We start from the raw sequence: 17,764 nt of genomic DNA, 5'->3' as shown, positions 1-17,764 counted from the left end.
GCTTCTGCTCGGTGGTCGCCGCCGAGGAGAACGTCCAGCGCAGATCCATCCTGGTGCTGAACGCGCTGAACGACTGTCGCGTCTGCGTCGATTCCAGCGTGTACGTCGACTTCTCCGCGGGCAGCCCGGTCGCCTCGACGTACCCGAAGTACGGCGACTCGGCGACGACCTGCCCGTCCCTGATCAGCTTGCTGGACTCCGCATCCGTGGCGCTGTAACCGTTGTTCCCGTCCGCATCGGCGAGACCGAAGGCGGACACGATCAGGTCGTTCTCGGCCCGGGCCGCGAGATCCGGCGCCGTCGTGAAGGCGGCGGCGTTGAACCGCTCCCGGTACGACTGGCCGGCCCGGTACGACTTGACCGGCGACATCAGCCGGCTGATCGTCTGCGGGAACGGATCGTTCGGGTCCGTGCTCGGGACGATCTCGTCCGTCTCGAGCTGCCAGGTGGCCGGCTTGGCATCGGCGTACAGCGTCGTGGTCAGCGGGGCCTTGCCGTAGTCGAGGACCGGCGACCAGCTGCCGTTCATCCCCGGCCCGTTGCCGATCAGGATCCGCTCGATGGCCCGGTCACTCGTGGCGTTGGTGGTCTGCTTGACGACGGCCTGGTCCTTCGCCTTGACCGCCCGCACGAACCCGGTCGGGAAGCGTCCGGGGAACGTGTTCAGCTGACCGACGACGTACGGCGAGTTGTTGGACGAACCGTTCGCGTCCGGCTTCGCCCACTGCGACGCGACATGGCCGGTGAGCTGCTCCGGCGGCAGCGCGGGACCGAGCTGTGCGCTGTAGACGGCGTCGAAGTCGGACACGAGACCCGCGTAGCCGAATCCGATGTTGCCGTCGGCCGACGTACGGTCGAACCCGACGTCGCCGAGCGCGACCTTCGCGTCCGCCTGTGGCACCGTCACCTTGACCTGCTTGGCGGTCCGCGCGTCGAACACCACCGTGGTGTCGTTGGTCAGCTGGACGGACGGCTGGACCAGGCTGTAGCTGACGAAGCTGCCGTCCGGCTGCTCGATGAACTGGCTGGCCTGCGCCAGGTACTCGCCCTTCAGCAGCCGCATCGCGATCGTGTCACTGCCGTCGCCGAGGAACTGGAAGAAGTTCCGGTCCATCGCGGTCAGCACACCGTCGACCGGAGCGGGCTTGCCGTCCGGACCGATCGCCTTCAGCGTCAGGGTGTAGCTCTCCTGCTCCTTCTCCACGCCGATCGCGCTGGTGACTGTGGTGTCGCCACTGGTCCCGGTGATGCGGCCGGAGTACAGGCCGTCGGGGCCGTTGTGCTTGGTGTCCGAGGTCGCCTGCACGGACGCCGTACCGCCTGCGGGGACGGTGACGGAGGTCGCGCTCAGCTTCAGCGCGTCGGCGGGTGCCGGGTTCCCGTCCGGGCCGTTCAGCGACGCGGCCAGGTTCAGCGTGACGGGCTGGTCGCCGAGGTTGCGGTAGGTCAGCGTCTTGGTGACCGGGGTGTCGTCGTCGTGCGGCCAGACCGCCGTACCGAACGAGACGTTGCCGGGCTCGGCGATCACGGTCTGCTTGATGCCCTTGGCAACATCTACCCGGCCGGCGCCCTGCTCGAACGCGGTCTGGTCGTCGGCCGGCTTGGCCGAACCCATCAGCGCGCCCTTGAGCTCGGCGGCCTTCCAGTCCGGGTGTTCCTGGGCCAGGATCGCGGCCGATCCGGCCACGTGCGGCGTCGCCATCGACGTACCGTCGAGGCGCAGGTAGTCGTCGCCGACCGGCTCGCCGATGATCGAGTCCTTCGCCTTGGCGGCGACGATCGACACACCGGGTGCGCTGATGTCCGGCTTCACGGCGCCGTCACCAACACGCGGGCCGCGGCTGGAGAAGTCGGCCAGCCCGTTCTGCTTGTCGACGGCGCCGACCGTGAGCGCGGCGTCCGCGCTGCCCGGCGAACCGATGGTGCGCTCGGTCGGTCCGTCGTTGCCGGCGGCGATCACGAACAGCGTGCCGGTCTCGGCGGTCAGCCGGTTCACGGCCTCCTCGAGCGGGTCGATGGCCGGGGTGTCGGTGCCGCCGAGGCTCAGGTTGACGACCTTGGCCTTGATCTCGGTCGCGGCCCACTCCATGCCGGCCAGGATCGCGGAGTCCGGGCAGCTGCCGAAGTCGTCGCAGACCTTGCCGTCGTACAGCCTCGCGTCAGGCGCCACGCCCTTGTACTTGCCGTTCGACGCGGCCGCCGTACCGGCGATCGTGGAGGCGACGTGGGTGCCGTGGCCGAAGTGGTCGCCGTCGGGTGCGTCGGTGAAGTTCTTCTCGCCGACCACCTGGGTCGCCAGGTCCGGGTGGGACTTGTCGATGCCGGTGTCGAGGACGGCGACCGGGATGCCCTTGCCGGTGTAGCCGGCCTGCCAGGCGATCGGTGCGCCGATCTGCGGGACCGACTGGTCGAGCGCGACCTTGCGCTTGCCGTCGAGCCAGATCTTGTCGATCCCGGTCGCGCTCAGGACGCTTGCGGGCTTGGTGGCCGTCATCGCGGCACCGTTGATGACCGGCAGTTGGCGCGAGACCTTCGCGCCCGGGATCGCGGCCCGCTTCTGGGTCTTCCCGCTGTACGTGACGATCAGCGGCAGCTTGTCGTCGTACCCGTCCTTGATCAGGCCGGTCACGTCGAACAGCCGGCTGTCGAGCTTACCGGTGGACAGGCGCTCGCTGACGTCCGACGGTACGACGTACAGGTGGTCCTTCAGGCGGTACGAGCTGAACGCGACGTTGGTCCGGCCGGCGCCTGGTTGCACCGCGGGCTTGGCCGGATCGCCGCCCTTCAGCGTGATGCGGTCACCGGTGATCAGCGTGACGCTTTGATCCTTCGGCTTGGCCGTCTTTGCGGCCAGTGGATGAGGTTGCGGTACTGCGGATGCATGGCCCGGGGCGGAGAGCCCGAGGCTCAAGGCGGCGATCGAGGCGACGGCGGCTACGCCGAGGCGCCTCGATCGTGGTGTGGATACCACGATGAGTCCCTCCCGATCGTTGTCCTCACATCGGGCCGCCCGACGTCGCCTCACGGAGCGGAGCCGGACGACCACTCACCGGTAGATGTCCGGACTGGACCAAAAGGTTGCCTGCACCACCTGCCACGGCAGGTTCCTGCCTGACTACTGCCCGTAAGGGCAACGGGTTCAGGCAGGCGGAGCCACCATCGCGTCCGCCTGGCCCGAAGCGGCGAGGGAGGCGGCGATGAAGCCGGAGGACTTGAGGTCCTCGATCACGGCGTGGAGGTACGCGACGGTCTCGGGGTGCTTCGCCTTCGCGGTGCCGACGGCCTGCTGGATCTGCATGAACCGCTCGTCGATCACGCGGAGGTCGGGGTGCTCTGCGACGTACTGCGTGATCGGCTGGCGGATCCCGGCCGCCGCCTCGAGCCCCTCGGCCCGGAACACGTCGACGCCCTCGTCCCCGCGGACAACCGTTGCCTGCTGCAACGTTCTGGTCAGGTAGAGGTCGTACGCCGACCCCTGCTTCACCCCGATCCGCACGCCGTCGGTGTCGACGTCGGCGACCGTGGTCAGCTTCGAGTCCCGCGGTACGGCGTACACACCCTCGATCACCACGTACGGCGCGGTGAAGGCGACCTCTTCCGCGCGGGCCGGGTCGATCGCGAGGAAGCAGATGTCGGCCTGCCCGGAGGTCATCGCCTCGAACGACTTCCGCGCCGCGTCGAAACAGACCAGCTCGAGCGGCAGCTCCAGGCGTTCGGCCAGCTCGCGGGCGATGTCCACGGTGACCCCGCCGGGCGCGTCCGGCGTACCGTTCGCCAGCACCGGGTTGCCGAGGTTGATCGAGGCCCGCAGTACGCCGGTCGGCGCGAGATCCGCTGCAACAGTCATGTCCGCGACCCTATCCGTCGGCCCCGGCTGGGTCGGCGATCGATTGACGGATCTCGTCAGTCGTGGTCGCGGAGGTACGCCGCGGCGGCTCGGGCGGCCGTCGCCAGTTCGTCGTCCTTCGACGGCGCGAAGACGGCGGTCGTCGGCGTCGGGTTGGCGCGGAGCAGGCGCGTGCGTGAGGCGGTCGGCGGATGGTCCGCGTCGGTGCGGCCATTGCGGGCCTGGTCCAACCGCAGCAGTCGGACGAACTCGTGGTCGGGGATCTCGGCAGCGGTACGGCGGAGCACGTCGAGCGGATCGCTGCCCGGCTCGAACCGGACGGCGCGGGCGAGCGCGCGGTAGCAGGTACCGGCGAGGAGCACGCGCTCCAGCGATCGAGCAGTCGGCTCGGAGCCGGCCAGCTCGGAGACCTGCCGGTCGATCCGGTACTCGCGCCGTTGACTGCCGGTCAGGTCCAGCCTGCGCAGCAGCCGCCGGCACCCGCGAATCGGCGGCCCGAAGAGGACGCTGGGGAGCTCGTTCTCTGGTCACCGCCTGGGCTGCGGCGGGAAGCCGCTTGATGCGGGGGCGGAAGATCGCCGTGAAGACGAACGGGAGCGCCCGGCGGTAAGCGCGTCGGCCAACTTCTGATCAGCCATGGGCGGGGCCATGGACCAGTTTTTGCAGAGACATTGTGTAAGTCGTTGGTCGGTCCTACTGTGTGCGCACAGACCGTCCGATGGGGGTTGCAGATGAAACGTCGGAGTGTGGGGCTGCTGGTGGCGGCGGCGATGGTCGTTCCGGTGACCGTCGCGGTGCCTGCGCAAGCACACGACAGCGACAAACGAGTGGTGGGGTACTACACCAACTGGAGTGGGTACGACCGGAACTACCTGGTCAGCGATCTGGTGAAGAGCGGGGCCGCGGCACGGCTGACCCAGATCAACTACGCATTCGGCTTCGTCGACGCGTCGGGGAACTGCATCAGCAGCGACGCGTGGGCCGACTACCAGCGACCGTTCAGCGCCGAGCAGAGTGTGAACGGCAAGGCCGACGAGCCCGGACAGGTGCTCAACGGCAACCTCAACCAGTTCAAGGAGCTCAAGAAGCTGTATCCGAAGCTAAGGATCAGCATCTCGCTCGGCGGCTGGACCGGCTCGGCGCACTTCTCGGATGCGGCGCTCACGCCGGCCTCCCGGGCCGCACACGTGAAGTCGTGCCTGGACATGTGGCTCAAGGGCAACCTGCCCGGCCTCCCCGCCGGTGCCGCGAAGGGCATCTTCGACGGCGTCGACCTCGACTGGGAGTGGCCGGCCAGCGAAGGCAACCCGGGTAACGTGATCCGGCCCGAGGACAAGCAGAACTTCACCGCGCTGGTGCACGAGTACCGCAAGCAGCTGGACAAGCTGTCCGGGCACGCTGGTCGCTACAACCTGACCGCGTTCCTGCCGGCGAACCCGACGATGATCGACAAGGGGTTCGAGGTCCGCAAGCTGTTCAAGGACCTGACCTTCGGTACGACGCAGGGCTACGACTACCACGGCCCGTGGGAGACGCTCACCAACCAGCAGTCCGCGATCGACGGACCGAAGGGTGATCCGACCACGCCGGAGTTCAGTTCGCAGGTCACGATCGACGCGTACCTGTCCCGCGGCGCACCGCGCAGCAAACTGGTGATGGGTGTGCCGTTCTACTCACACGGCTGGACCGGCGTGACGAACGCGAACCACGGTCTGTTCCAGCCCTCGACCGGCCCGGCGCCGGCGACGTACGAAGCAGGCACCGAGGACTACCGCCTGCTCAAGGCCCATCTGTCCGACTACACCGTCTACCGGGACAAGAAGGCCGGATTCGCCTGGCTCTTCGACGGTACGACGTTCTGGACCTGGGACGACCCGGTCGAGATGGCCCGCAAGGCGCAGTACATCTCGCACCGCGACCTCGGCGGCGCGATGATCTGGTCCCTCGACGGCGATTCAAATGGGGAGCTGATCTCGGCGTTGCACCGTAACCTTCGCTGAGTGGATCTGAATACTCTCCAGGACCGGTTCGGCGCGGCAAATGCCGAACCGGTCCACGTCGGTTGCTCCGGAGCGACGGTCGTGCGACTCGATCGTGGGTCGGAACGCCTGTACTACAAGGCCGGCCCGGGCGTGTCCGACGAGGCTGATCGACTGGCCTGGCTCGGCACGGTCGGCTTCCCGTGTCCGCAGATCGTTGACCGCGGCAACAACTGGCTGCTGACCACGGAGCTGCCCGGCCGGGATGCGTCGCAGGACTGGCCGGCAGCCGACCGCCCCTCCGTACTGGCCGCGATCGCGGACGGGCTGCGCGCGTTGGATCAGCTGTCGGGCTGTCCGTTCCCGTCGCCCTTCCCCGGTCGCGGCGATGCGGTGACGCATGGGGACTACGCGGCGCCCAACGTCTTCATCGACCCGGCGACGCTCCGCTTCTGCGGCCTCCTCGACCTCGGCCGCCTTGGCGCCGGCGACCGCTACCTGGACCTCGCGCTGATGTTCAAGAGCCTCCGCGGCAACCTGAACCCGCAGTACGGCGGTCTGCCGGCGGCCCGGCGCTTCGTCGAGTTGTACGGCGGGGACCCGGACGACCCGCGGATCGAGCACTACATCACGCTCGACGACAGCGGCGACTACATGCCCTGATACGCCCGGCGGTACGCGCTCGGCGTCGTGTGCAGAGCGGCGCGGAACCGTCTGCGCAGGTTGGTCGCCGACGACAGGCCGACCTTGGTGGCGATCGTCTCGACGGGCAGGTCCGTTTCTTCCAGCAGGACACGCGTCCGGGCGATCCGCTGGGCCAGCAACCACTGCCCCGGCGCCACCCCGAGCTGGTCGGTGAACCGTCGCGCGAGTGTCCGCGGTGAGACGTTTGCCTGGCCGGCGAGGTGTTCCAGCGTGATCGGCTCGGCCAGGTGCTCACCGGCCCAATCAAGCAGGGCACCCAACGAATCTGTCGGCACCTGGTCCTCGCTGCGGTACTGAGTCTGGCCGCCCTCGCGATGCGGCGGCATCACCATCTGCCGCGCGACCCGGGCGGCGTGGGCGGCCCCGTGGTCGTTGCGGACGAGTTGGAGACACAGGTCGATCCCGGTCCCGGATCCACCGCTGGTCGCCACGTCGCCGTGGTCGATGTACAGCACGTCCGGATCCACCTGTACGGCGGGGAATCGGCGCTGCAGCTCATCGGCGTACCGCCAATGCGTCGCGGCCCGGCGCCCGTCGAGCAAGCCGGTCGACGCGAGGACGTAGGCACCCGAGCAGATGCTGACCAACCGAGCTCCGCGCCGATGGGCCCCCTTGAGTGCGCGCATGACTGTGTCGGTCGGCTCGCGATTGATCGGCAGCCAGCCCGGTACGACGATCGTGTCCGCTCGATCCAGCGCCCGCAGACCGGATGTCACCACCATGTCGAATCCCTCGGTGGTGCGAACCGGTCCCGGCTCCTCGGTGCACACGCTGAACCGATACGGCGCCTCGCGGAACACCGCCGCCGCACAGCCGAGCTCGAAGCTCGCCTGCGGCGCGCTGACCAGAGCGACAACACGGTGCATGGCAAGAAAGTACCTGATCGGGACTATCCAGACACTGGGTCCCGCGCCTCGGAATGCAGAGGATCGGAGGCATGCAGAACTACGAGTGGGCGTTCGTCGACGACGCACCGGTCCGCGAACTCTTCCCCGGCATCACGCTGCGACCGCTCTGGTCCGGCGAGGTCGCGAAAGCCTTTGTCTTGCAGATGGATCCGGGATCCTGCTGGGAAGGCATCGACGTACATGACCCCGGACCGGAGGAGGTGTTCGTCGTCGACGGCGTGTTCAACGACGGGGAGCGTGACTACCCGGCCGGTTCGTTCATCCACGCCCCGGCCGGGTCGTCACACGTGCCGCAGTCCGCGAAGGGCTGCACGCTGTTCCTGTTCTACCCCGAGGGCTAGTCGGTACTGCGGAGCTCCGTGGGGGCGCCGTGGACCGCGGGGATGGAGCCGAGCTTGCCGGCCTGGAAGTCCTCGAAGGCCTGGATGACCTCGGCGCGGGTGTTCATCACGAACGGCCCGGCCATCGCGATCGGCTCGCGGATCGGGCGGCCGCCGATGATCAGTACGTCGAGGTTCGGCTCGGCCTGCGGTTGCGTCGTACCGGCCGCCGTCCGGATCGTGTCGCCCGGGCCGAAGACGGCGAGCTGACCCTTGCGGATCGGCCGCTTGCCGACGCCGACCGTGCCCTGACCTGCAAGAACGTAGACGAGCGCGTTGTACTCCGGCTGCCACGGCAGCACCAGCTCCGCGCCCGGGCTGACCGTGGCGTGGACGAGCGTGATCGGGGTGTGGGTCGAGCCGGGGCCGTCATGACCGTCGACCGAGCCGGCGATCACGCGGATCAGCGCGCCGCCGTCCTGCGTGGAGAGCAGGGCGGCGTCGCCGCCGCGGATGTCCTGGTAGCGCGGGGGCGCCCACTTGAGCGACTTCGGCAGGTTCACCCAGAGCTGGATGCCGTGGAACAGGCCGCCGCTCAGCACCAGGTGCTCCGGCGGGGTCTCGATGTGCAGGAGGCCGGAGCCGGCGGTCATCCACTGGGTGTCGCCGTTGGAGATGATGCCGCCACCGCCGTTGGAGTCCTGGTGCTCCATGATCCCGTCGAGCATGTACGTGACGGTTTCGAAGCCGCGGTGCGGGTGCCACGGGGTGCCCTTCGGCTCGCCCGGCGCGTACTCGACCTCGCCCATCTGGTCCATGTGGATGAACGGGTCCAGGTCGCGGAGGTCGACGCCGGCGAACGCACGCCGGACCGGGAAGCCCTCGCCCTCGTAGCCGCTCGGAGCCGACGTCACCGACTTCACCGGGCGCTCGTGCGCGATCGCCGGGTCCGGCTGGGTGATGCGGGGCAGGACTGTGATGTCACTGACGGTCACGGCGGGCATGGTGGCTCCTCGCTGGTTGATAGTTCAAGAATAAACTATCTCCCCGAACCACGGCAAGAGCGTGGGCATTCCCGGCTCCCAGGAACCTCCCAGCGAACGTGCAGGGTGGTCGGAGTCCCGGTTGGCACCGTCGTCAGTGGAACCCATCCGCGAACTGGAGACGATCATGACGACGCTGCTGGACCGACCCGCTCGAGTGCAGGAACCACCCACCCGGCCACCGGGCAGACTCCGGCGGCTGGTCCGCGGGCCTTCCGGGCAGGCGGCGTACGTGCGGCCTTCTGTGTTCGCGATGTTGGTCGGGACGGCGTTCCTGTATCTGTGGAACCTGACGGCGTCGGGGTATGGGAACAGCTTCTATGCGGCGGCCGAGTTGGCGGGGACGCAGAGTTGGAAGGCCTGGCTGTTCGGGTCGCTCGACGCGGGGAACGCGATCACGGTCGACAAGCCGCCGGGTGCGCTGTGGGTGGCGACGGCGTTTGCCCGGGTGTTCGGGTTCAACAGTTTTACTGTGCTGGCGCCGCAGGCGTTCATGGGGATCGCTGCGGTTGGGCTGCTGTATTTGACGGTACGACGGCTGGCTGGTCCGGGGGCTGGGTTGGTCGCGGGGTCGGCGTTGGCGTTGACGCCGGTTGCGGTGTTGATGTTCCGGTTCAACAATCCGGATGCGTTGCTGGTGCTGTTGATGGCGGCGGCGGCGTACTTCGTCGTACGGTCGCTGGAGAAGGCTTCGGTGCGGTGGTTGGCGCTGGCGGGGGTGGCGATCGGGTTCGCGTTCCTGACGAAGATGGGGCAGGCGTTCCTGGTGTTGCCGGCGTTCGGGCTGGTGTATCTGATCGCGGCGCCTGCGTCGTTGCGGCGGCGGTTGCTGCATCTGGTGGGGGCGTTGGGTGCGGTCATCGTCAGTGCTGGGTGGTACGTCGCGCTGATTGAGGTGTGGCCTGCTTCGAGTCGGCCTTATATCGGTGGGTCGACCAACAATTCGTTGCTGGAGCTGGCGCTTGGTTACAACGGTCTTGGGCGGTTGTTGGGTGGGCAGGGCAACGGCGGTGGCGGGGGTGGTGGGAATACTGGGTTTGGTGGGAGTACCGGGATTACCCGGATGTTCGGTTCCTCTTTTGGGGCTGAGATCTCGTGGTTGTTGCCGACGGCATTGATTGCGTTGGTCGGCGGGTTGTGGGTGACCCGGCGGGCGGCGCGGACGGATCTGATGCGGGCCGGGTTCGTGCTGTGGGGCGGGTGGTTGCTGGTGACGGCGCTGGTGTTCAGCTTCATGAGCGGGACGGTGCATCCGTACTACGCGGTGGCGCTGGCGCCGGCTATTGCTGGGCTGGTTGCTATGGGCGTGGTCGTCGGGCGGCGGGCGCGGTGGTTGCTGGCGGCAATGGTTCTGGCAACCGGTCTCTGGGATTATGTGCTGCTGGCTCGCACACCAGATTTCCTACCGTGGGCAAAGTACGCCGTACTCACAGCCGGCATCCTCGGCGCTGTCCTCCTCCTCGCCGCCCGCCGCCTCCGCCACGCGACACCCGCGGCGGTCCTCGCCATCACGCTGTCACTCGGCCTGGGCACCACGGCGTACGCCGCATCCACGGCTTCCCACCCCCACAACGGCTCAATCCCAACCTCAGGCCCGAGCACCACCGCGATGGGCGGCGGAGGAGGAATGCCGGGCGGCAGCAACTCCGGCGGCCCCGGCGGATCGGGCGGCACCCCACCCAGCCGCCCAGGCACCTCAGGCACGACCGGGACCACGGGCACGTCCGGCTCCAGCACCTCGGGCACGTCTGGCTCCAGCTCTACTAGCACCTCCGGCTCCAGCACCAGCGGGTCTGCTGGGTCGGCGGGGGTCTCCGGCTCCGCTCGAGCTGGTGGGACGGGTGGTGAGGCCAGTAGTGAGTTGACGGCTTTGCTGGAGAAGACGACCACGACCTGGGCCGCCGCGACCAGCGGCTCGCAGTCTGCCGCCTCGCTTGAGTTGGCGACCGGGAAGTCCGTGATCGCGATCGGCGGGTTCAGCGGGAGTGACGACGCGCCGACGCTCGCGCAGTTCAAGCAGTGGGTGGCCGAGGGGAAGATCGCCTACTACATCTCCGGCGGCCAGGGCGGTGGTGGCGGCAACTCGTCCGCGGCCTCCGAGATCCAGTCCTGGGTCACCTCCAACTACACAGCCACCACCGTCGGCACCACAACCGTCTACAAACTCATCAGCTGACGGAGTCCGGCAGGCACCCGCGCAGGGTGTTTGCCGGACCTGCGTCGTACCGGCAACAGTGCGGCGTGGCAGACTCTGGTGGCGTGACGGCTCAGATTCTGGATGGCAAGGCGACGGCGGCGGCGATCAAGGACGAGCTGAAGGTCCGGGTCGCGAAGCTGGCCGAGCAGGGCGTGGTGCCCGGGCTCGGCACGATTCTGGTCGGTGACGACCCGGGCAGCCGCGCGTACGTCGCCGGCAAGCACCGCGACTGCGCGGCGGTCGGGATCTCCTCGATCCAGGTCGAGCTGCCCGACACCGCGACCCAGGACGAGATCGCCGCGAAGGTGCTCGAGCTCAACGAGAACCCGGAGTGCACCGGCTTCATCGTCCAGCTCCCGCTCCCGAAGCACGTCGACACGAACACGATCCTCGGCCTGATCGACCCCGCGAAGGACGCCGACGGCCTGCACCCGATGAGCCTCGGCAAGCTCGTCCTCGGCCAGGACGGCCCGCTCCCGTGTACGCCGAAGGGCTGCGTCGAGATCCTCCGCCGGTACGACGTACCGATCGCCGGCGCGCACGTGGTCGTCGTCGGGCGTGGCGTCACCGCAGGCCGCCCGATGGGCCTCCTCTTCACCCGCCGCAGCGAGAACGCGACCGTCACCCAGTGCCACACCGGCACCAAGGACCTCGCCGCCGTGGTCCGCACCGGCGACATCGTGATCGCCGCGGCCGGGTCCGCCGGCCTGATCACCGCGGACATGGTCAAGCCCGGCGCCGTACTGCTCGACGTCGGTACCAGCCGCAGCGCCGAGGGCAAGATCGTCGGCGACATCGACCCCGCCGCCCGCGAGCAGGCGTCCTGGATCGCGCCGATGCCCGGCGGTATCGGCCCGATGACACGGGCGATGCTCCTCACCAACGTCGTCGAAGCCGCCGAATCGAGCCTGCCCCAGTGACCACAGGACCCGTGCTGAAGGTGAGAGTGACGTGCTGATGGCAGGAGAGGCCCAGCGGCGCAGCCAATGGCCGCTAGCGTTGTCACTCCTGGCCGCCCTCACCGGCCTGGTCGTGCTCTGGTTCTACGACTGGCGCAACGGCGTACTCATCTTCGCCGGCGCCGTCGGCCTGGCCGGCCTCCTCCGCGCGGCCCTCACGGACACAGCCGCCGGCCTCCTCCACGTCCGCAGTCGCATGTTCGACACGACATTCCTCCTGCTCACGGCCGCAGCCATCGCCGTACTCGGCCTGATCATCCCGAACTGAGCCGGAGTGGTGGAATCATCCGGCACATGGTGACTGTCCGCTCCGCCACCCGCGCCGACGCGACGCGCGTCGTACAGATTTATGTCGACTCGTGGAACGACGGCTTCGGCGACCTGATGCCGTCGATCGAGGTCAGCGACGCGCGCATCGCCCGCTGGGCCGATACGCTTGCCGACGGCAACTGGTGGGTCGCCGAGCTCGACGACACCATCGCGGGCTTCGTCGGCATCGGCCCGAGCCGAGATCCGATCGACCCAGCCCTGGGCGAGCTCGACACGATCGCGGTCGACCCGGCGTACTGGCGGCAAGGTGTAGGCAAAGCCCTTATGCAGAAGGCTTTGCAGGCCCTCTCCGACACCTACCCCGAAGCCATCCTCTGGACCCTGGCCAACTACCCCCAAGGCCAAACCTTCTACGAATCAACCGGCTGGACCCCGGACGGCAACTCCCGCGACAACGGCCACCAGGTCTCCTACCGCCGCCGCTTCTAGATGCTCCAGTCCCACGGCGCGTAGATGCTCACTCGTACTGCGTCGAGCAACGGCGCGGTGTACTTGACCGAACACCCCTTGGCATAAGCGTTGCGAGCGGCAAGCACCTTCGCCCGGGTGAGATTCACCCGCTTCACCTGGAACGCCGTGACGAGCTGCCGATCGGGCCACGAGTCTTCGGTATACGACCGCGCCATCCAGTCGTTCGACGTCGGGTCTTCCGCCGATCCCAGCGCCCGGCCGACCTCGCTCTGACTAACCGATGCCAGGAAGTCGCCGGTCTTGTCACCGCGCAGGTGCCGCCCGGGCGGGTTGTAGTTCGTCAGAGCGTTGTACTCGTACTGCAAGCTCCACTCCTCGTACGAGCACGCGAAGATCACCTGCGCATACCCGTCGGGCGGCACCTGCAGGGCGGCGTCAGGGGCGTCCAGCCGACTGACGCTGATCCGCTGGTACGCCTCGGGAGGTAGCTCGGGCCTTTGCGGCAAAGGCGTCGTCGGGTACGGCGCGGGCCGGGTGGCTCCGGGCGTCTCCGGGTACGGCGAGGTCTGCGCGCCGTACCGCCGGACGGCTCGATCGCTCGCAACCCGAGGCTCGGCGTACTCCCCGCCCGCGGCGCGACCTCTTCACCGCATCCCGCCAGCGCCAACGCGAGAACCAGCAGTCCCCCCAGCCTCCGCATATCTCTCCCCGGTTGTCAGCGGGCGGCGAGCTTGATCAGCGCGTCGGCGAGGGAGCCTCGCCAGCAGGCGTAGTCGTGGCCGCCGTTGTATTCGGCGTACTCGAGGTCGTAGCCCTTGATGCGCAGGATCGTACGCAGGTGCCGGTTCGCGACCAGGATGGAAGGGCCGTAGTCGGGCGTCTGCCCGCGTTCGAGCAGTCCGGCCTCGAGATAGAAGCGCACGGGTTGACGCTCGGATTCGGCGTACTGGCGTGTCAGCCACTCGTGCTCCGGATCGCCGTCCGGGCTCCACCAGAAGGAACCCGACTGGCTGATCACGTTGCCGAACACATCCGGCCGCCGAAGCCCCGCGAACGCGGCCGCCTGCCCGCCGTGGCTTTGACCGGCGACGATCGTGCGGGCTGGATCCGTCGTGATCGGGTACTGCTCGCGGACCCATGGGAGCAGCTCGTCGGTCAGATACTCCAGAAACGCTGCTCCACAAGGGAGTTCGCGGTTCCGGACCTCCTGGGTCAGGCTGTCGACGAGTACGGCGACCATCGGCGGGATGCTGCCCGCGTTGATCAGGTTGTCCAGGATCGTCGGGAACGGGATCGGCCCGCGTACGACGTCACCGTCGAACAGCACGAGGAGCGGGTACGGGTCGTCGTTCGGTTGATAGCCGGGCGGGGTGTAGATCCAGATGCGACGCTCGTTGTCGAGGATCTCGCTCCGGTGCAGCTGCTGGGTCAGCTCGCCGCGCTTGCCGTCCTTTCGCGGAGCCAGCCACGGTTGCTCCGGCGCAGACGGCAGTTCGACCAACGACACCACGGTCCCGTCCGAGCCAAGGAACTCGTCCTCGGGAAAGACGAACGTCGCCGGGTTGAGCGGATCCGTGAACCAATCCGCCGTACGCTCCTGCCAGTCCTCGGCTTCAACCGCCGCCCCGTCCCCGTCGCTGATGGCCAGCCGATAGGTGCACCGAAGGTCCGCACCAACCCGAAAGGTCAGATACCAGACATCGGTCCCATCGAGCCGCCGCATCAAATTCCCCGGCGCCTCCCACCCGGCCGGCCCACCAAACACCGCCACACTGCTGACCGCCTCAGCAGCCCGATAAAGAAACGTCAGCCAAACATCCCCACCCCCATCCACCACAGACTCCACCATCGGCGCCCCCTGCCCGCCAACCTCATCCCAGAACTCCGCAGCCCGCCCCGGATCAAGCTCCCGCAACCGTGGACTATCAACCCGATCAGACAACTACCTCACCCCAGGGCGTCGACAGAAGCGGCGGTCCCCGCCGCAGCCCATTATCGCCAGCACCCGGTCCAGCGAGTGGCGAAAGCTGAAAGGGCTCCGTCTACAGATACCCAGCAAAAGCCCAAGCACAACAGCCCGATGCGGCAAGCACCCGCGCACCAGCAAGCCTCACCCAAACGCCGGGCAGCGCGCACCTACTAGCAACAACCGGCCCGAGCCGGAAGATCCACGTGTACGCCGGAATGCCCCGACAGCTACACCGGATGCACCAGCAAAAACCCGCGGGGTACGCGAGCCAGCACCGCGCCCCACCGCACCATCACCGCCGCCCGCCACCGCCCGCCACCGCCCGCCACCGCCCGCCATCTCCTGCCCGCCATCTCCCGCCCGCCATCTCCCGCTAGCCCCGCCCGCAGGCCACAGCCCACCAGCCCCCGCCCGCAGGCCACAGCCCACCAGCCCCCGCCCGCAGGCCGCAGCCCACCAACTCCCGCTCGCGAGCCGCAGCCCGCCAACCGCGCTCGCAGCCACAGCACCGCGACAGCTGCAACACCACCGGCGATAGCCGCGAGAGACCCGCAACAGCGGAGCGCTGGCGCCAGCCGCGAGATACCCGCGACAGCGGGAAACCTCCGGAGACAACGGAAACCCCCGGAGGCAGCGGAAACTCTCGGCGACAGCCGGAACACCCCTGGCGGCATCCGGACACGCGGGGTCCCCCAGCTCACACCCGCGGGCGGCGGCCCGCAACGCGCCGCGGCAGCATCCGGCGGCAGCAGGAAGGTCCCGGCGATAGCCGGCAAAGAGGCTTCGGCGATGAGCCGGGGGTGGGTGGGTAGCGCGCGCAGCAGCCGTGCCGAGGAGCGAAGCGACGAGAGACGGCTGCGGAGCGTGCGGGGGCTACTCACTCACCCCCGCATCGCCGGGGGCGTCGAACAGTTAGTGGAAGAAGTGGCGGGTTCCGGTGAAGTACATGGTGATGCCGGCCTTGGTGGCGGCTTCGATTGCGGCTTCGTCTCGGATGGAGCCGCCGGGTTGGACTACTGCCTTGACGCCGCCTTCGATGAGGACCTCTAGGCCGTCGGGGAAGGGGAAGAAGGCGTCGGAGGCGGCGACGGAGCCGGGGGCGCGGTCGCCGGCTCGGGAGACGGCCAGGCGGCAGGAGTCGACTCGGTTGACCTGGCCCATGCCTACGCCGACAGAAGCACCGTCCGACGCGAGGAGGATCGCGTTGGACTTGACCGCTCGGCAGGCCTTCCAGGCGAAGGCGAGGTCGGCCAGGACAGCCTCAGACGCAGGCTCGCCGGCAGCAAGCGTCCACGCAGACGGGTCGTCGCCCGGTGCCTGGAAGCGGTCGCGGTGCTGGAGCAGCAACCCGCCGCTGATCGCGCGCATCTCCACCGTCTCGTCCGAAGAGACAGCCGTCGCCACCAGAAGACGGATGTTCTTCTTGCCCTGCAGGATCTCGACCGCACCGTCCTCGAACGCCGGCGCAACCAGCACCTCGGTGAAGATCTCCGCGACCTGCTTGGCCATCTCGACCGACACAGGCGCGTTCGTCGCGATCACACCGCCGTAGGCCGACACCGGGTCGCACTCGTGTGCCCGCCGATGCGCCTCGGCGATGTCCTTGCCCACGGCAATCCCACACGGGTTCGCGTGCTTGATGATGGCAACCGCCGGCTCGCTGAAGTCATACGCAGTACGCCGTGCCGCATCAGCGTCGACGTAGTTGTTGTACGACATCTCCTTGCCGTGCAGCTGCTCCGCCGCAGCCAGCCCGCCCCGCCCGTTCAGGTACAGCGCCGCCGGTTGATGCGGGTTCTCGCCATACCGCAGTACGGCGGACTTGTCCCACGCCGACCCGACCCACGCCGGGAAGCCCGAGCCCTCACCAGAATCGGTAAGAACCGACCCCATCCACGAAGCAACAGCGATGTCGTACTCCGCCGTGTGCACGAACGCCGCCGCAGCCAACCGCTGCCGCTCCTCGAGCGAGAACCCACCCTCACCGAGCGACGCATAAACCGACGCGTACTGCGAAGGCGACGTCACGACCGCCACGTTCGCGTGGTTCTTGGCCGCACCGCGCACCATCGACGGCCCGCCGATGTCGATCTGCTCGACACACTCGTCCACCGACGCGCCCGAGGCAACCGTCTCGCTGAACGGGTACAGGTTGCTCACCAGCAGCTCGAACGGCTCGACCCGCATCTCCCGCAGCTGCTCGACGTGCTCATCCCGCCGTACGTCGGCCAGCAGGCCCGCGTGGACCATCGGGTGCAGCGTCTTCACCCGCCCGTCCAGGCACTCCGGGAACCCGGTCAGCTCCTCGACCTTCGTCACCGGTACGCCGGCTGCCGCGATCCGGGCCGCGGTCGAACCGGTGGAGACGATCTGCACACCGGCGGCGTGCAGCGCGGAAGCGAGCTCCTCCAGACCGGTCTTGTCGTAGACGCTGATCAGCGCCCGGCGGATCGGCCTGCGGTCGGTGCTCACTTCAGTCGAACCTTTCGTCCGGTGATGGTCCAGCCCTCGCGGACCAGGCGGCCGACCCACTCCACCAGCTGGCGGCGCTCGACCTCCTTGATCCGCTCGGTCAGGTCTTCTTCGGTGTCGTCGTCCAGAACTGGTACGACGACCTGCGCGATGATCGGCCCGGTGTCGACGCCGCCGTCCACGAAGAACAGCGTCGCCCCGGCGACCTTCACGCCGTACTCCAGCGCGTCCCGCGGACCGTGGATCCCGGGGAACGCCGGCAGCAGCGCGTTGTGGGTGTTGATGTATCGGTCGCCGAACGCGGCCAGGAAGTCGTCGCCGACCAGCTTCAGGAAGCCCGCCGACACGACCAGATCGGGCTTGTGCTCCAGAACCGACGCGGTCAGCGCCCGGTCCCAGTCCGCCCGCTCGGCGTACGCCTTCACCTTGTGCACGAACGTCGGCACTCCGGCGGACGCGGCCCGGTCCAGGCCGGCGATCCCCTCGCGGTCCGCACCGACGGCGACCACCTGAGCGCCGTACGCCGGGTCCGCGCAGGCGTCCAGCAGGGCCTGCAGGTTCGATCCCGATCCCGAGACGAGCACGACAAGGCGCGCAGAAGCGGAATCAGAAGCAGAAGTCACG

16 protein-coding genes are annotated in these 17,764 nt (G+C 68.5%); 7 read left to right on the top strand and 9 right to left on the bottom strand.

The features are described from left to right. The 3 genes from ACFWUU_RS34225 to ACFWUU_RS34215 form a co-directional block, all read right to left on the bottom strand. A partial coding sequence (locus ACFWUU_RS34225) for a S8 family serine peptidase (RefSeq protein ID WP_380181758.1) occupies positions 1–2,971 on the bottom strand: 2,971 nt, incomplete at its 3' end. 168 nt (positions 2,972–3,139) lie between these two features. Then, positions 3,140–3,847, bottom strand: coding sequence for a transporter substrate-binding domain-containing protein (locus ACFWUU_RS34220; RefSeq protein ID WP_380181756.1), 708 nt, complete (start codon positions 3,845–3,847; stop codon positions 3,140–3,142). Between the two features lie 56 nt (positions 3,848–3,903). After that, positions 3,904–4,209, bottom strand: coding sequence for a hypothetical protein (locus ACFWUU_RS34215; RefSeq protein ID WP_380181754.1), 306 nt, complete (start codon positions 4,207–4,209; stop codon positions 3,904–3,906). A 369-nt stretch (positions 4,210–4,578) separates the two neighbouring features. Between ACFWUU_RS34215 and ACFWUU_RS34210 the strand changes: the two genes are divergently transcribed. Continuing rightward, positions 4,579–5,847 (top strand): glycoside hydrolase family 18 protein, encoded by a 1,269-nt coding sequence (locus tag ACFWUU_RS34210; RefSeq protein WP_137252742.1) that lies wholly within the window; start codon positions 4,579–4,581, stop codon positions 5,845–5,847. Beyond that, on the top strand, positions 5,848–6,489 hold the full coding sequence (locus ACFWUU_RS34205) for a phosphotransferase (protein WP_380181752.1): 642 nt from the start codon (positions 5,848–5,850) through the stop codon (positions 6,487–6,489). Here ACFWUU_RS34205 and ACFWUU_RS34200 read toward each other — a convergent pair. Then, a complete protein-coding gene (locus tag ACFWUU_RS34200; protein ID WP_380181750.1) occupies positions 6,477–7,397 on the bottom strand; it encodes a helix-turn-helix domain-containing protein in 921 nt (306 codons plus the stop codon). The genes ACFWUU_RS34205 and ACFWUU_RS34200 overlap by 13 nt on opposite strands. Before the next feature lie 71 nt (positions 7,398–7,468). Between ACFWUU_RS34200 and ACFWUU_RS34195 the strand changes: the two genes are divergently transcribed. Next, on the top strand, positions 7,469–7,780 hold the full coding sequence (locus tag ACFWUU_RS34195; protein ID WP_137252739.1) for a cupin domain-containing protein: 312 nt from the start codon (positions 7,469–7,471) through the stop codon (positions 7,778–7,780). Here the strand turns inward: ACFWUU_RS34195 and ACFWUU_RS34190 are convergent. Further along, the gene (locus tag ACFWUU_RS34190; RefSeq protein WP_137252738.1) at positions 7,777–8,763 is read right to left on the bottom strand and encodes a pirin family protein; all 987 of its coding nucleotides are present in this window, start codon (positions 8,761–8,763) and stop codon (positions 7,777–7,779) included. The genes ACFWUU_RS34195 and ACFWUU_RS34190 overlap by 4 nt on opposite strands. A gap of 166 nt (positions 8,764–8,929) precedes the next feature. On the opposite strand from ACFWUU_RS34190, the gene ACFWUU_RS34185 reads away from it, so the two are divergent. The 4 genes from ACFWUU_RS34185 to ACFWUU_RS34170 all read left to right on the top strand — a co-directional run bounded on the left by ACFWUU_RS34185 (position 8,930) and on the right by ACFWUU_RS34170 (position 12,717). Beyond that, a complete protein-coding gene (locus ACFWUU_RS34185; RefSeq protein ID WP_380181748.1) occupies positions 8,930–10,978 on the top strand; it encodes a glycosyltransferase family 39 protein in 2,049 nt (682 codons plus the stop codon). Between the two features lie 83 nt (positions 10,979–11,061). After that, complete coding sequence (locus ACFWUU_RS34180) at positions 11,062–11,919, top strand: bifunctional methylenetetrahydrofolate dehydrogenase/methenyltetrahydrofolate cyclohydrolase (RefSeq protein WP_380181747.1); 858 nt, start codon at positions 11,062–11,064, stop codon at positions 11,917–11,919. Positions 11,920–11,956: 37 nt separating this feature from the next. Continuing rightward, a complete protein-coding gene (locus ACFWUU_RS34175) occupies positions 11,957–12,226 on the top strand; it encodes a DUF3017 domain-containing protein (RefSeq protein ID WP_134106630.1) in 270 nt (89 codons plus the stop codon). 26 nt (positions 12,227–12,252) lie between these two features. Then, positions 12,253–12,717 (top strand): GNAT family N-acetyltransferase, encoded by a 465-nt coding sequence (locus ACFWUU_RS34170; RefSeq protein WP_380181746.1) that lies wholly within the window; start codon positions 12,253–12,255, stop codon positions 12,715–12,717. Here the strand turns inward: ACFWUU_RS34170 and ACFWUU_RS34165 are convergent. From ACFWUU_RS34165 to purN, 4 genes are all read right to left on the bottom strand, one after another. Further along, entirely contained in the window at positions 12,714–13,205 is a 492-nt protein-coding gene (locus ACFWUU_RS34165) for a hypothetical protein (protein WP_380181744.1), read from the bottom strand. The genes ACFWUU_RS34170 and ACFWUU_RS34165 overlap by 4 nt on opposite strands. A gap of 209 nt (positions 13,206–13,414) precedes the next feature. Further along, positions 13,415–14,614 carry an enterochelin esterase gene (gene fes / locus ACFWUU_RS34160; protein WP_380181743.1) on the bottom strand — a complete coding sequence of 400 codons (1,200 nt, stop codon included), beginning with the start codon at positions 14,612–14,614 and terminating at the stop codon, positions 13,415–13,417. 966 nt (positions 14,615–15,580) lie between these two features. Then, positions 15,581–17,140, bottom strand: coding sequence for a bifunctional phosphoribosylaminoimidazolecarboxamide formyltransferase/IMP cyclohydrolase (gene purH, locus ACFWUU_RS34155; protein WP_380181741.1), 1,560 nt, complete (start codon positions 17,138–17,140; stop codon positions 15,581–15,583). Continuing rightward, on the bottom strand, positions 17,137–17,763 hold the full coding sequence (gene purN, locus ACFWUU_RS34150) for a phosphoribosylglycinamide formyltransferase (RefSeq protein WP_380181739.1): 627 nt from the start codon (positions 17,761–17,763) through the stop codon (positions 17,137–17,139). Before purN ends, purH begins: the two co-directional genes overlap by 4 nt. Position 17,764: the final 1 nt, after the last annotated feature.

Origin of the sequence: Kribbella sp. NPDC058693 (assembly GCF_042715335.1) — a bacterium.
Classification (GTDB): domain Bacteria; phylum Actinomycetota; class Actinomycetes; order Propionibacteriales; family Kribbellaceae; genus Kribbella; species Kribbella jiaozuonensis.
Note: the sequence above shows the minus strand (reverse complement) of the source record. Positions and strands in the feature narration are given on the sequence as shown.

Coding starts and splice junctions, on each gene's coding strand:
- ACFWUU_RS34220 (WP_380181756.1), bottom strand. CDS start 3,847: ATGACTGTTGCAGCGGATCTCGCGCCGACCGGCGTACTGCGGGCCTCG.
- ACFWUU_RS34210 (WP_137252742.1), top strand. CDS start 4,579: ATGAAACGTCGGAGTGTGGGGCTGCTGGTGGCGGCGGCGATGGTCGTT.
- ACFWUU_RS34200 (WP_380181750.1), bottom strand. CDS start 7,397: ATGCACCGTGTTGTCGCTCTGGTCAGCGCGCCGCAGGCGAGCTTCGAG.
- ACFWUU_RS34195 (WP_137252739.1), top strand. CDS start 7,469: ATGCAGAACTACGAGTGGGCGTTCGTCGACGACGCACCGGTCCGCGAA.
- ACFWUU_RS34190 (WP_137252738.1), bottom strand. CDS start 8,763: ATGCCCGCCGTGACCGTCAGTGACATCACAGTCCTGCCCCGCATCACC.
- ACFWUU_RS34185 (WP_380181748.1), top strand. CDS start 8,930: ATGACGACGCTGCTGGACCGACCCGCTCGAGTGCAGGAACCACCCACC.
- ACFWUU_RS34175 (WP_134106630.1), top strand. CDS start 11,957: ATGGCAGGAGAGGCCCAGCGGCGCAGCCAATGGCCGCTAGCGTTGTCA.
- ACFWUU_RS34170 (WP_380181746.1), top strand. CDS start 12,253: ATGGTGACTGTCCGCTCCGCCACCCGCGCCGACGCGACGCGCGTCGTA.